Below are 12,627 nucleotides of genomic sequence, written 5' to 3' on the forward strand. Positions count from 1 at the left end.
CTGAATTCCATCGGATTCTTCTGTTGGACCGCTGCCCGGTGTTCGGTGAAGAGTGGAACTGGTAGCTCTTGTGCCCACCCCTCTGGAGTCGCGTTGTACACCGCACACCCCGACCGCTACGCGGACATGCCCTACCGGCGCACCGGACGCAGCGGCCTGAAGCTCCCCGCGCTGTCGCTCGGCCTGTGGCACAACTTCGGGCCCGACCGGCCCACCGAGACCCAGCACGCCATCCTGCGCCGCGCCTTCGACCTCGGCGTCACCCACTTCGACCTCGCGAACAACTACGGGCCGCCGCCCGGTGCCGCCGAGTCCGCGCTCGGCGAGGCCCTGAAGGCCGACTTCACGCCCTACCGCGACGAACTGGTGATCTCCACCAAGGCCGGCTACCTGATGTGGCCCGGCCCGTACGGCGAATGGGGCTCGCGCAAGTACCTGCTGTCGTCGCTCGACCAGAGCCTGAAGCGCATGGGCCTGGACTACGTCGACATCTTCTACTCGCACCGCTTCGACCCGGACACTCCGCTGGAGGAGACGATGGGTGCCCTGCACACGGCGGTGCGGCAGGGCAAGGCCCTCTACGTCGGCGTCTCCAACTACTCCGCCGAGCAGACCCGCGAGGCCGCCCGGATCCTCGCCGACCTCGGCACCCCGCTCCTCGTCCACCAGCCGCGCTACTCGATGCTCGACCGGCGCCCCGAGGACGAGGGCGTGCTGGACGCCCTGGACGAACTGCAGGCCGGCTCCGTCGTCTACTCCCCGCTGGAGCAGGGCCTGCTCACCGGGCGTTACCTCGACGGCATCCCGGAGGACTCCCGGGCCGCGAGCGACAGCCCGTTCCTGAACTCGGACGCCGTCACCGAGGACCTGGTCGGCCGGCTGCGCGCCCTGAACGAGATCGCGCAGTCCCGCGGGCAGACCCTGGCCCAGATGGCCCTGGCCTGGGTGCTGCGCGGCGGCCGGGTGACCTCGGCGCTGGTCGGCGCGAGCAGCCCGCGGCAGCTCGAGGACAGCGTCGGGGCGGTGCGCAATCTCGACTTCGACGCCGGGGAACTGGCGCGCATCGACGCCGTCGTGAAGGGCTGACAACGGCGGAAGCGGCGGCCGGACCATTTGCGTCCGGCCGCCTTTCGCCGCGCCACGGCCCGCGATTTCCGCGCGGCACCGCGGCGCATTCCCGGAATTCCGAATCCGGAATTCCGTTCGACGTCGTCGCCGGTCCCGGCCTCAGGCCGCCGGCGGAACCCGGTCCAGGAAACCCAGTACCTGCCGGATGCGGCCCTCACCGTCCAGGGTGACCACGTCGAACCCGGCCACCGGGGCCGAGCCGTCCTCCTCGTTCACCAGTTCCCAGCCGAAGCGGGCGGTGTCGTGGTGTCCGTCCACCGCGCCGTGGGGGCGGAACACGAAGCCGGGGAACTGCTCGTGGACCGCCGCGATCACGGCCGCGATGCCCTCGTGACCGCGCACCTCGGCCAGCGGGTCGGTGTACCCGCCGTCCTCCGTCCAGGCCGCGGCGACCGCCTTGCGCAGCGCCTCCGGCTCGACGGCGTTCCAGGCCTCGAAGTAACGGGCGACAGCGCTCTCGTAGTTCACGGACATGGTGAATCAGCCTCCATCGAGGTCGTAACCGCTGGTCAGGAACCGGATCCGGGATTCGCCGATCCGGTGTGACCACCATGCCCGAGCGGCGCGGGGCCGGTCGATTACCTCCCGGGTAATGACAGGCCTTCCGTATACCCGGGGTCTTTCGGCCAGAGAGTGCGGTGAATATGCCAGGAGACTGGCCGGAAAGTCATGGTGACAGTGTTTCGGGAGTGGCGATACTCGAATAGCAGGGGCACTTCACCGCACAGGAGCCGCACGGAGAGCGAGGGCCGGCCGGCACACCAGCGAGGCGACGGGGGAGTGATCGTGCACGACGAATTCCTGTGCCATGTCACCGCGTACGGCGTGTGCGGCGGGCAGCGTATCGGCGTTCCGCTCGGTACCTATCGCGCGCCCACGCTGGCACTGGCCCTGTGGTGGCTGCGCGACCGGGCGTCCTGGATCGCCGAGCGGCTGGATCCGAGCCCGGGGGATCCCGCGTTCCCGGCGGCCGCGCTGGTCCCGGTCGCGGACACGGTGGCCGACGTCCCCGCCCTGCTGCGCGCCTGGTGCGCCGACGACGCCCGGCAGGCGCTGATCGCGGACGAACTGGCGGGCGGACGACTGGTGCGGATCGCCGCCAGCGACGACACCACCGAGTACGAGCTGCTCGCCGAGTCGGTGGACGCGCTGCGCATGCAGCGCACCCTCCCTGCGCTCGTCGTGCCCGTCGCCTGACACGTGCCACGGCGCCCGCCGCGGGCCGCCCACCGCTCGGCCGCCCGGGCGCACGAATGGTCGAATCGGTACAATTCTGGGCATGGCGGAGCGGCCAATCGCCCCGGCGGCACCCGAACTCGTGCTCGAGACCGACGCGGGCTCCACGGTGATGGACCCGGGCCACGACTACCACGTCGGGCGCGATCCGCTGAGCGACATCGTGTTCGACGACGACCGGGTCTCCTGGCACCACGCCGTGCTCCGCTGCGACCACGACCGCTGGACGCTGCGGGACGCGCAGAGCACCAACGGCACCTACGCCGACGGCCGGCGCATCGACGAGTGGGACGTGCGCCCCGGCAGCGTCATCCGCTTCGGCAACCCCTCCGACGGCCCCCGCGCCGTCCCCGTGGGCCCGCCCGAGCCCGCCGCGCCCGGCCCGTCCGTCGTCTCGCACCCCGAGCTCACCGGTACCTACCGGGCCCCGAGCAGCGTCCGGCCGCTGCCCGTCCGCACCATCCGCATCGGCCGGGCCGAGGAAAACGACCTCGTCGTCGACGACCTGACCGTCTCCCGTCACCACGCCGAACTCCGCGCCCACGCCGACGGCAGCTACGAGATCGCCGACCTCGGCAGCCACAACGGCACCTATCTCAACGGCGCCCCCGTCACCCAGGCCCCGGTCGGCCCCGGCGACCTCGTCGGCATCGGCCACATCACCTACTGCCTGGTCGACGACGAACTCCAGGAGTTCGTCGACACCGGTGAGGTCTCGCTCGACGTGCAGGACCTCACGGTCACCGTCGACGACGGCGGCAGGATCATCCTCGACCACGTCTCCTTCCCGGTGGGGGAGAAGTGCCTGCTGGCGGTCGTCGGACCGAGCGGCTCCGGCAAGTCCACGCTGCTCGGCGCCCTCACCGGACAGCGCCCCGCCGATCACGGCACCGTCCTGTACGACGGCCGCGACCTCTACCACGACTACGCCGAACTGTGCCGGCGCATCGGCCTGGTCCCGCAGGACGACATCCTGCACCCCCAGCTCACCGTGCGCGCCGCCCTGTCCTACGCCGCCGAGCTGCGCTTCCCCGGCGACACCGCACGGGCCGAACGGAAGGCCCGGGTGGACGAGGTGATCCGGGAGCTGGGCCTCGAGGCACGGGCCGACCAGCCCGTGCACAGCCTCTCCGGCGGCCAGCGCAAGCGGGTCAGCGTGGCCCTGGAGCTGCTGACCAAACCGTCACTGCTCTTCCTCGACGAGCCGACCTCCGGACTCGACCCCGGCATGGACCGGTCGGTGATGCACATGCTGCGCGGCCTCGCCGACGACGGCCGCACCGTCATCGTCGTCACGCACAGCGTGCTCAGCCTCGACGTCTGCGACCGCCTGCTGGTACTCGCCCCCGGTGGCCGGATCGCCTACTACGGCCGGCCCGAGGACGCCCTCGCCTTCTTCGGCTTCGAGCAGTGGCCGGAGGCCTTCGAGGCCTTCGACCGCGACCAGGACCGCGACTGGGCGGAGGAGTACCGCGACTCCCCGTTCCACCGGTACTACGTCACCGAGGCCGGCACCCAGCCCCGCCTGCCGTCCGCCGCACCGGCCGTACCCGTGCCCCCGCTCCGCCCGCGCGGCTGGGGCGCCCAGCTCCGCACCCTCGTGCGCCGCTACACCGCCGTCCTCGCCGCCGACCGCACCTTCCTGGCCGTGATGATCGCGCTGCCGTTCGTCATGGGCGCCATGGCCCGGGTCCTGGCCGGCAGCCGGCTCACCCGGGACACCGCGATGAACGCCCTGCTCATCCTGTGTGTCGGCGCCGTGCTCACCGGGGCCGCCAACGCGGTGCGCGAACTCGTCAAGGAACGCGCGGTCTACCGACGCGAACGCGCCGTCGGGCTGCCCAGATCGGCCTACCTGATGTCCAAGGTGGTGGTGCTCGGCACGGTCACGGTCGTCCAGGCCGTCGTCCTCACCCAGGTCGCCCTGCTCGGCGTCGACCTGAACGCCCCCGGCGGCCGGGGCGCCCTGCTGCCACCGCTCGCCGAGATCACCCTCGCGGTCGCACTGCTGGCCTTCACGGCGATGATGCTCGGTCTGCTGGTCTCCGCGCTGGTGCGCAAGGAGGAGGTGACGATGCCGCTGCTGGTGCTGCTCGCCATCGTCCAGGTCGTCTTCTGTGGCGCGCTGCTCCCGCTGCACGGCGTGCCCGGCCTGGAGCAACTGTCCTGGCTGGTGCCCTCCCGCTGGGCGCTCGGCGCCATGGCCGGCACGATCGGACTGGCCCGCATCGTGCCGGGCACCGTCACCGCCGACCCGCTGCTGCGGCACTCGGCCGGGATCTGGCTGCTGGATCTGGGCATGCTGCTGGTGCTCTCCGCCGTCTACGGCCTGCTGGTCGTCCCGCTGCTGCGCCGGCACGAACCCGCCGTGATGCGGAAACGGGCGGCCCGATGAGCGGACAGCGCGCCTCCGTGTTCCGGCCGACCCACGTCGTGCCGCCCGACGGCATGCCGGCCTGGGAGGCCCCGGACCCGGCCCGCCCCACGGTGGCCCTCGACCGGCTGCTGCCCGTCGAACTCGTCGAACGGCTCGGCGACTGGGCCCACATCCGCTGCTCCAACGGCTGGACCGCCTGGGTCGACGGCCGGCACCTGGTCGCCGTACCCCGGGACCCGCCCGCCGCCGAGGATCCGCCCGCCGGCACCACGGACCCGCTCCCGCTGCTGGCCCGCGCCGAACGGGCCCTGGCCGGCTACCGCGCCGCCGTCCGCGAGCTCGCGGACGGCGGCCTGGACGGACGGGCCTTCGAGGACCGCACCCGCGAGCTGCGCATCGGGATCGTGGTCGAGGGCGAGTCGATGTGGGTCTACGACCCCGAAGAGGGCCGCTGGATGTACGGCGACGGACGCAGGGTGCACACCTACACCACCGAGCGCCCGGCCTCCGCCGGCACGCCCGATCACGCCCCCACCCGGTACGCCGCCCCCGGGGATGAGCCCTGATGGCCGACCGCGCGGGCCTGTCCTCGGGACGGCCCCCGGAACTCGTCGGACGCCGGGTGGCGGGCTACCTGCTGGAGAGCGTGATCGGCCGCGGCGGCATGGCCGTCGTCTACCGCGCCCGCGACCTGCGCCTGGACCGCACCGTCGCGGTCAAGCTGCTCGCCCCGGAACTCGCCCGCAACGACACCTTCCGCAGGCGTTTCACCCACGAGTCCCGGGTGGCCGCCGCCATCGACCATCCGCACATCGTGCCCGTCTTCGAGGCCGGCGAGACGGACGGCCTGCTGTACATCGCGATGCGCTACGTCCCCGGCAGCGACCTGCGCCGTCTGCTCGACGAGCGGGGACCGCTGCCCTTCACGGACGCCCTGCGCATCGCCGCCCAGGTGGCCTCCGCGCTGGACGCCGCCCACGAACACGGCCTGGTCCACCGGGACGTGAAACCCGGGAACGTCCTGATCGCCCGCGGCACCGACAGCGACCACCCCGAGCACGTCTACCTCACCGACTTCGGGCTGACCAAGAAGTCGCTGTCCCTGACCGGGTTCACCAGCGTCGGCCAGTTCGTCGGCACCCTCGACTACGTGGCTCCGGAGCAGATCTCCGGCCGGCCCGTCGACGGTCGCTGCGACGTCTACGGCCTTGCCTGCCTCGTCCAGGAGACCCTGACCGGACGCCCGCCCTTCCAGCGCGAGGACGACATGGCCCTGCTGTGGGCCCACCAGTACGCCGAGCCGGCCCCGCCCAGCGCCGTCCGCCCCGGCCTGCCCCGAGGCGTCGACGCCGTCTTCGCCCGGGCCCTCGCCAAGAGCCCGGACGCCCGTTACCACACCTGCCTCGACTTCGTCGCCGCCCTGCGCGCCGTCCCCGCCACCACGGCACCGGACCACCCGGCGCCGGTCGAACCCGAGCCGCCCCCGAGCTGGGCCGAACCGGTCTTCCGCCGCGCCGGGTCCTAGGCAGGTCAGGTCGGGTCAGGTCAGGCCGGGCCCTCGGGGACGTCGACCCGCCCCGGCCGGTGCACCGGCCGGGCCAGCAGGGCACCCAGGAAGCCGGTGACCAGCCCCCACAGCGCGCCAAGGCTCACCGCCTGCCACAGCCGGGGCCTGAGGAACAGCTCCCCGGACAGGCCGCCGCCCAGGTCGCCGATGCCGAGCAGCGACAGGCCGTAGTGCGCCGAGATCCGGCACAGCAGACATACCGTCAGGACCGTCAGGGCCAGGGCGACGGCCAGCCGCACCGCGTGCTGCCAGGCGCGGACCCGGGCCGGGCACCGCGCCGCCATCAGGAAGGCCACCGCCGACGTCAGCACCACCTGGGCGACCAGCAGCCACCACATCCCGCTGTCCTGCTCGGTGAGCGTGCGCAGGTTCAGTGTGGCGATGCCAGGTGTGCGCAGGACGTGGTCCAGCACCTCGGGCATCGGCAGCCCGAACGGGCCGTCCACCCGGCCGTTCCAGGTGGCGCCCTGGCCGAGGGTGAGAGCGAGCCAGGCCAGGTTGGGCAGACCGAGCAGGATCACCGCGAACGTCTCGGCGGGGTGCCCGCGCGTCACCGCCGACACCAGCGCCACGACGAGGCCGACGACGACGTAGCCGAGCAGCAGCAGGACCATGGCGTGCGCGGCCGGGCGCACCGGCTCGCGCAGCCGCAGCAGCCGCCCGGGCAGCGGTGCGCCGGGCGCCACCAGCAGCGCGAGCAGGAGCACTCCGGCCAGCCACAGCAGCCCGAACAGCACCGTCAGCGGCACATCGGTGGTGAACCCGACCGTCGGCGCCCCGCCGAACAGATCGGTGAGATCGCTGAGCGTGCCGTTGCCCACGTCCACGGCGAAGGTCTGACGGGCGGCGAGGCCGAGGCCGATCAGCGCGAGCAGCCAGAGCAGCGCCAGCCGGGCGGCCCAGCCGGCCAGTTCGCCGGCCGAGGCGACCGCCCGGTGCCGCAGCGGCCGCAGGAACCCCGCGCCGATCACCAGGGCTCCGGCCAGGGTCACGGAGAGCGGCATCACGGTGAGACCGGCCCGGGTCCGCGCCAGCGGGCCCGCGTCACCGGTGAGTTCGAGGGTGCCGCCGACCGCCGTCACCACGGTCGCGACCACGACCCGGGCGAACGCGCCGTCGGGCAGCCCCGCGGCGCCGGCCGCCCACAGCCCCAGTGCCGCGAGGACGAACATCACGGCCAGTCCCGACAGCACCGTCATCACGGCCCGCACCCAGCCGTGGCGGGCCACGGGCCGTGCGGCGACGGTCACAGGGTTCACCCTTGCCAGGCTAGGCAGGGCCGGGGCGCCCCGCCCGCCGGATGAGCCGTCCGGCGTCGGCTTGCGAGCGTCGGGGGAACGGAGCACACAATCTGATATGAGCCGCGATCGCGACGGGAAGAAGTGCCCGTGAGCGTCGAACCTCCGTCCTCCGGCCGTCCGACGGGGCCACCCCCCGGCCCCCTGTCGGGCCCCTCCCAGCCACTCTCCGGCCGTCCGACCGGGCCACCCCCCGGCCCCCTGTCGGGCCCCACCCAGCCACCCTCCGGCCCGCTGCCGGGGTCCTCCCAGCCACCCGCGGGACCACCCTCACCACCGCCGGGCGGCGGCTCCGGCCCCTGGGACGGGGGAGGGGGATCCCACCGGCCGTGGTGGAAGTCCGCTCCGCGCGTGGCCGCGCTCACCGCGGCCGTGGTCGCGGTGGCCGTCCTGGCGGTGGTCCTCACACGGCCCGGCACCGGCTTTTCCGCCAAGGGCGGCGAGGTCTTCCTGCAGCCCGCGAGCCAGACCGGCCCGGACCCCTTCACGGAGTCGACCGTGCGGGAGGCGGGAGCGCCGACCTCCACACCCAGGACACCCTCACCGAACACCCCGACGGCGCCCTCCGCACCCGCCAACGCGGTGCGCGGTGTCGACGGAGGCGCCCCCGGGCTCTACAGCGGGGTCAGGAACCGCCCGAGCTGTGACGTCGAGAAGCAGATCAGGGCCCTGCGGGCCGACCCGGCGAGGAACCGCGCCTACGCCGCCGCGGCCGGCGTCCGGCCGTCCGACGTCCCCGCCCTCCTGCGGTCGCTCACCCCGGTCACACTGCGCGCCGACACCCGCGTCACCAACCACCGCTACCGCGACGGCCGCGCCACCGGCTTCCAGGCGGTCCTCCAGGCCGGCACCGCCGTCCTGGTCGACCCCCACGGAGTGCCCCGCGCCCGCTGCGCCTGCGGCAACCCCCTCACCCCGCCGGTCGCGCAGCGCGGCACCGTCCGGCTGACCGGTGACCGCTGGGCCTCCTACCGGCCCTCGGACGTCGTCGTGGTGACACCCGCCCCGGCGGCCGTCAAGGCCTTCGTGGTCTACGACCCCCAGGGCGGCGACTGGTTCCGCCGTGAGCCCGGCGACGGCACCGCCCGCCAGGACGAGCACACCGGGCCCCCGAAGGACACGCACCCCTGGGTCCCGCCGGCCGGCTGTGCGTCACCAGGGGCGACCGGCCTCCCCGGCCGGCCCTGCCCGCCGACGTCGACCCTGAACAATCCGTCGGGGTCGCCCTCGTCCTCCCCGGCTCCGTCCGGCTCGGGTTCGCGGCCGCCGTCCTCCGAGTCCCCCTCGCGGGCGCCGTCGTCCGAGTCGCCCCCGACCGAGGCACCGTCCACCGCGCCCTCGACCGAGGCACCCCCGACCGAGGCGCCGTCCTCCGGACCCCCGTCGAGGGCCCCCTCGTCCGCGCCCTCCGCACCCGGCACCGAGCCGGCCCGGACCGCGACCTCGGGGCCGCCCGCCGGGCCCCGGTCGGCGGCGTGACCGGCGGGCATGACAGGCTGTGCGCGGTGGGCGAACGCACTGGTGGACTGCCGAGCCCGGCTCTGGGTACGAGGACAGGTGCAACAGTGACCGGCCGGGCCGGGCCTTCCGAGAGAGACACGTATGACCGAGCACCTGGGCGGGGCAGTGATACCGACTGGCTTCGACGTACCCGTGGAGCCGCTGAGACGCGCGGCGCACTACACCGGCGAACCCGGATGCATCGCCGAGGCCCGGGCCTTCGCGGCCCAGTTCCTGGAGCAGCTCAGGCGCGAGTGGTGCGCCGGCGTGGACGGCCGGACCGACGGTGAACTGCTCCTCGTCGTGAGCGAGCTGGTCACCAACGCAGACCGGCACAGCAGCGGCCCGTACATCCTGGAGCTGGAGGGCACGGACGCGTCGGTCACCGTCGCGGTGTACGACAGCAGCGGGACCCTGCCCCGCCGCTATCCGAAGAACCCCGAGCGCGTCGGCCGGCACGGTCTGGAGATCGTGCACGCGGTGGCGGCCCAGGTCACCGTGGAGCGGGTACCGGTCGGGAAGCGCGTGTGCGCGCGGGTCGAACTGAAGCGGTGAACTCTCCGGCAGCCCAGGGCCGGTTCCCGCGCAGACGTGGGCCCGGGCGCCGAGCGCCCGGCCCCACGTCGTGGTGTCGTGTCAGGCGCAGCCCAGTTCGCCCAGCATCCCCTGGCGCAGCCGGGTGATGATCCGCTTGATCAGCCGGGACACGTGCATCTGGGAGCAGCCCAGCCGTTCCCCGATCTCCGCCTGGGTCGCCTCCTCGACGAACCTCATGTGGATGATCTGCCGGTCGCGGTCGCTGAGCTCGTTCATGAGCGGGGCCAGCGCGTGGAAGTCCTCGACGAGCCGCAGGCCCTCCTCCTCCACGCCGATGAAGTCGGCGAGCACGGCCTCGCCGTCCTCGGGGCCGTCCCCGGTGAGCGCGGCGTCCAGCGAGGCGGAGTTGTAGCCGTTGGAGGCGAGCTGGGCCTCGACCACCTGGCTCTCGGAGATGTTCATGAGGGTGGCCAGCTCGGCGACCGTCGGGTCCCGGTCCAGCCGGCTCGACAGCTCCTCGCGGGCCCGCGCCAGCTCGACGCGCATCTCCTGCAGCCGCCGCGGCACGTGCACCGCCCAGGTGGTGTCGCGGAAGAACCGCTTGATCTCGCCCACGATGTACGGCAGCGCGAAGGAGGTGAACTCGACCTCGCGCGCGAGCTCGAACCGGTCGATGGCCTTGATCAGGCCGATCATGCCGGTCTGGACGATGTCCTCCATGTCGTCGCCGCGGTTGCGGAAGCGGCCGGCCGCGAACCGCACCAGCGACATGTTCATCTCGATGAGGGTGTTGCGCGCGTACTGGTACTCGTGTGTGCCCTCCTCCAGCTCCGTCAGCCGGCGGAAGAACTGGCGGGACAGCTCCCGGGCGTCACGCGGCGCGATGGAAGCCGGGTCCTCGATGCCGGGCAGCGACGTCTCTGCCGCCCTCTCCTGCTCGGTCCTCTCGACGACCGCTGTCTCCGACCGGATCCCGGCGGTTTTCATTACCTCTCCCCACGTCAGTCACGGTTCGAGCCTGCCGCATCGGACTGTGGTCCGATCCCTGTGCATGTCGCGTCTCCCCCGCATACCCGTGATCCGGGTACGCATACCTGCTCAGCATGGTGCTCTCGCGGCGGGTACCCCCGGTGATCCGATGCATGCCTGCCCGGGTCCGCTCGATTTCGCGCGTGGGGGAATCGGCGCGCGGTCCGGCGGTGACGGCCGTCGAGACCCTAGGCTGAGCGGGTGACCGACCAGGTGAGCAACGAAGCCCGTGTGATCCCCCTGCGCCACGAGCCGCGCCGCCCGGACGCCGGCGGCCCGGAGCCCGTCCGCCCCGGCACGCCGGGACCGGCGCCCGCCGAGCCCCTGTGGCGCGATCTGGTCGGGGACGTGCTGCGCCGCGAACGGCAGGCCCAGGAGCGCACGCTGAAGGAGGTCGCCGACGCGGCCCGGATCTCCCTGCCCTACCTGTCCGAGATAGAACGCGGCCGCAAGGAGGCCTCCTCCGAGGTCCTCGCGGCCGCCGCCCGCGCCCTCGGACTGGGCCTCGGAGACCTCCTGTCGCGCACCGGGTCAGAGCTGGCACGCCGGACGAGCACGGCGCGCCGCACCGGGCACCGGGCGCCGTACAACGGGCTCTGCCTGGCGGCCTGACCGGGCCCCGGCCGGCCCGTCAGCCGGCCCTGCTCGCACGCAGTTGCCGGAAGAACGCCCGGACGTCGCCGACGATCAGGTCCGGCTCCTCCATGGCCGCGAAGTGCCCGCCCCGGTCGAACTCCGTCCACCGCACGATGTTGTCGGTCCGGTCCGCCTTGTGGCGCAACGGGATCTGGGGTTCGGCCGGGAACAGGGCCAGGGCCGTCGGCACCGGGGACGGTTCGGCGGGCCGGGCGGCACGGCCGGTGGCGTGCGCGCGCTCGTAGTAGATACGGGCGGACGATCCGGCCGTACCGGTCAGCCAGTACAGCATCACGTTGGTGAGCAGCCGGTCCCGGTCGACGGCCTCTTCCGGCAGCTCCTTCGAATCGGTCCACTCCCGGAACTTCTCCACGATCCAGGCGAGCTGGCCGACCGGGGAGTCCGTCAGCCCGTAGGCGACGGTGTGCGGGCGTGTCGACTGGAGCACGGCGTATCCCGTGCCCTCCCGCGACCAGTCCTCCCACCGGCTCCAGGACCTGAGGGTGTTCTCCCGCTCCCGCGGCGCGAGCGCGCCGAGCTCCTCCTCGGTGGGCGGGGTGGCCGCCTGCGCGCCGGGCAGCAGATTGAGGTGCACGCCGGTCACCCGGTCCGGGTGGGCGCGGCCCAGCTCGCGGGAGACGGCCGCGCCCCAGTCGCCGCCCTGCACGCCGAACCGCTCGTAGCCCAGCCGCCGCATCAGCTCCGCCCACGCGTCCGCCACCCTCCCCGCCTCCCAGCCCGGTTCGGAGGTGGGCCCGGACAGCCCGAAGCCGGGCAGGCTGGGCACGACGACGTGGAAGGCGTCGGCCGCGTCGCCGCCATGGGCCACCGGGTCGGCGAGCGGCCCGGCCACGTCCAGGAACTCCACGATCGAGCCCGGCCAGCCGTGGGTGAGGACCAGCGGGGTGGCGTCCGGTTCCGGGGAGCGCAGATGCGCGAAGTGGATCCGGGCGCCGTCGACGGTGGTGGTGAACTGGGGCCACTCGTTCAGCCGCGCCTCGGCGGCACGCCAGTCGTACTCGTGCCGCCAGTACCCGGCCAGCTCCCGCAGATAGCCGGCCGGGACGCCGTACTCCCAGCCGGCGTCCGGCAGTTCCGCGGGCCAGCGCGTGCGGTCGAGACGGTCGTGCAGGTCGTCGAGGTCGCTCTGCGGGACCGACAGGCGGAAGGGCCGGATGTTCCCGGCGGGCGAGGAGGTCATGATCGGGATGCTATGGCGCGGGTCCCGTTCACCCATGCGCGTCGTTCGCCGCCCCCACCGATGAGTTCCGGGCGGAGCATCGGTCGTTACAGGTGAACGCCGTTCCACGCCCCGGGAG

Annotated in this window: 12 protein-coding genes; 8 read left to right on the forward strand and 4 right to left on the reverse strand. The window is 73.4% G+C overall.

Annotated elements, in window-relative coordinates; all coding sequences use genetic code 11:
- Window positions 1-93: 93 nt before the first annotated feature.
- Window positions 94-1,086: an L-glyceraldehyde 3-phosphate reductase gene (mgrA, locus tag ACZ6B1_RS15305; RefSeq protein WP_468778475.1), complete on the forward strand. Its 993-nt coding sequence runs from the start codon at window positions 94-96 to the stop codon at window positions 1,084-1,086.
- 141 nt (window positions 1,087-1,227) lie between these two features.
- On the opposite strand, the gene ACZ6B1_RS15310 is transcribed toward mgrA, so the two are convergent.
- A complete protein-coding gene (locus ACZ6B1_RS15310; protein WP_468778477.1) occupies window positions 1,228-1,602 on the reverse strand; it encodes a nuclear transport factor 2 family protein in 375 nt (124 codons plus the stop codon).
- 312 nt (window positions 1,603-1,914) lie between these two features.
- Here ACZ6B1_RS15310 and ACZ6B1_RS15315 point away from each other — a divergent pair, with 312 nt between their 5' ends.
- The 4 genes from ACZ6B1_RS15315 to ACZ6B1_RS15330 all read left to right on the forward strand — a co-directional run bounded on the left by ACZ6B1_RS15315 (window position 1,915) and on the right by ACZ6B1_RS15330 (window position 6,266).
- Window positions 1,915-2,325 carry a hypothetical protein gene (locus tag ACZ6B1_RS15315; RefSeq protein ID WP_468778479.1) on the forward strand — a complete coding sequence of 137 codons (411 nt, stop codon included), beginning with the start codon at window positions 1,915-1,917 and terminating at the stop codon, window positions 2,323-2,325.
- A gap of 82 nt (window positions 2,326-2,407) precedes the next feature.
- Window positions 2,408-4,759 (forward strand): FHA domain-containing protein, encoded by a 2,352-nt coding sequence (locus ACZ6B1_RS15320; RefSeq protein ID WP_468778481.1) that lies wholly within the window; start codon window positions 2,408-2,410, stop codon window positions 4,757-4,759.
- Window positions 4,756-5,307 (forward strand): hypothetical protein, encoded by a 552-nt coding sequence (locus ACZ6B1_RS15325; RefSeq protein WP_468778483.1) that lies wholly within the window; start codon window positions 4,756-4,758, stop codon window positions 5,305-5,307. The genes ACZ6B1_RS15320 and ACZ6B1_RS15325 overlap by 4 nt, the downstream gene beginning before the upstream one ends.
- Window positions 5,307-6,266, forward strand: a complete 960-nt coding sequence (locus ACZ6B1_RS15330) for a serine/threonine-protein kinase (protein WP_468778485.1) — start codon at window positions 5,307-5,309, stop codon at window positions 6,264-6,266. Before ACZ6B1_RS15325 ends, ACZ6B1_RS15330 begins: the two co-directional genes overlap by 1 nt.
- Window positions 6,267-6,286: 20 nt before the next feature.
- On the opposite strand, the gene ACZ6B1_RS15335 is transcribed toward ACZ6B1_RS15330, so the two are convergent.
- Window positions 6,287-7,507, reverse strand: a complete 1,221-nt coding sequence (locus ACZ6B1_RS15335; RefSeq protein WP_468778580.1) for a streptophobe family protein — start codon at window positions 7,505-7,507, stop codon at window positions 6,287-6,289.
- A 189-nt stretch (window positions 7,508-7,696) separates the two neighbouring features.
- Between ACZ6B1_RS15335 and ACZ6B1_RS15340 the strand changes: the two genes are divergently transcribed.
- Window positions 7,697-9,085, forward strand: a complete 1,389-nt coding sequence (locus tag ACZ6B1_RS15340) for a DUF6777 domain-containing protein (protein ID WP_468778487.1) — start codon at window positions 7,697-7,699, stop codon at window positions 9,083-9,085.
- Between the two features lie 123 nt (window positions 9,086-9,208).
- The gene (locus ACZ6B1_RS15345; RefSeq protein ID WP_468778489.1) at window positions 9,209-9,661 is read left to right on the forward strand and encodes an ATP-binding protein; all 453 of its coding nucleotides are present in this window, start codon (window positions 9,209-9,211) and stop codon (window positions 9,659-9,661) included.
- A gap of 81 nt (window positions 9,662-9,742) precedes the next feature.
- On the opposite strand, the gene ACZ6B1_RS15350 is transcribed toward ACZ6B1_RS15345, so the two are convergent.
- Window positions 9,743-10,630, reverse strand: coding sequence for an RNA polymerase sigma factor SigF (locus ACZ6B1_RS15350; protein WP_468778491.1), 888 nt, complete (start codon window positions 10,628-10,630; stop codon window positions 9,743-9,745).
- Window positions 10,631-10,873: 243 nt separating this feature from the next.
- Between ACZ6B1_RS15350 and ACZ6B1_RS15355 the strand changes: the two genes are divergently transcribed.
- Complete coding sequence (locus ACZ6B1_RS15355) at window positions 10,874-11,284, forward strand: helix-turn-helix domain-containing protein (protein ID WP_468778493.1); 411 nt, start codon at window positions 10,874-10,876, stop codon at window positions 11,282-11,284.
- Between the two features lie 19 nt (window positions 11,285-11,303).
- On the opposite strand, the gene ACZ6B1_RS15360 is transcribed toward ACZ6B1_RS15355, so the two are convergent.
- Entirely contained in the window at window positions 11,304-12,509 is a 1,206-nt protein-coding gene (locus tag ACZ6B1_RS15360; RefSeq protein ID WP_468778495.1) for an epoxide hydrolase family protein, read from the reverse strand.
- Between the last annotated feature and the right edge of the window lie 118 nt (window positions 12,510-12,627).

The sequence above is a fragment of the Streptomyces sp. NPDC041129 genome (assembly GCF_055592265.1).

Coding starts and splice junctions, on each gene's coding strand:
- ACZ6B1_RS15310 (WP_468778477.1), bottom strand. CDS start 1,602: ATGTCCGTGAACTACGAGAGCGCTGTCGCCCGTTACTTCGAGGCCTGG.
- ACZ6B1_RS15320 (WP_468778481.1), top strand. CDS start 2,408: ATGGCGGAGCGGCCAATCGCCCCGGCGGCACCCGAACTCGTGCTCGAG.
- ACZ6B1_RS15325 (WP_468778483.1), top strand. CDS start 4,756: ATGAGCGGACAGCGCGCCTCCGTGTTCCGGCCGACCCACGTCGTGCCG.
- ACZ6B1_RS15330 (WP_468778485.1), top strand. CDS start 5,307: ATGGCCGACCGCGCGGGCCTGTCCTCGGGACGGCCCCCGGAACTCGTC.
- ACZ6B1_RS15335 (WP_468778580.1), bottom strand. CDS start 7,507: ATGACGGTGCTGTCGGGACTGGCCGTGATGTTCGTCCTCGCGGCACTG.
- ACZ6B1_RS15345 (WP_468778489.1), top strand. CDS start 9,209: ATGACCGAGCACCTGGGCGGGGCAGTGATACCGACTGGCTTCGACGTA.
- ACZ6B1_RS15350 (WP_468778491.1), bottom strand. CDS start 10,630: ATGAAAACCGCCGGGATCCGGTCGGAGACAGCGGTCGTCGAGAGGACC.
- ACZ6B1_RS15360 (WP_468778495.1), bottom strand. CDS start 12,509: ATGACCTCCTCGCCCGCCGGGAACATCCGGCCCTTCCGCCTGTCGGTC.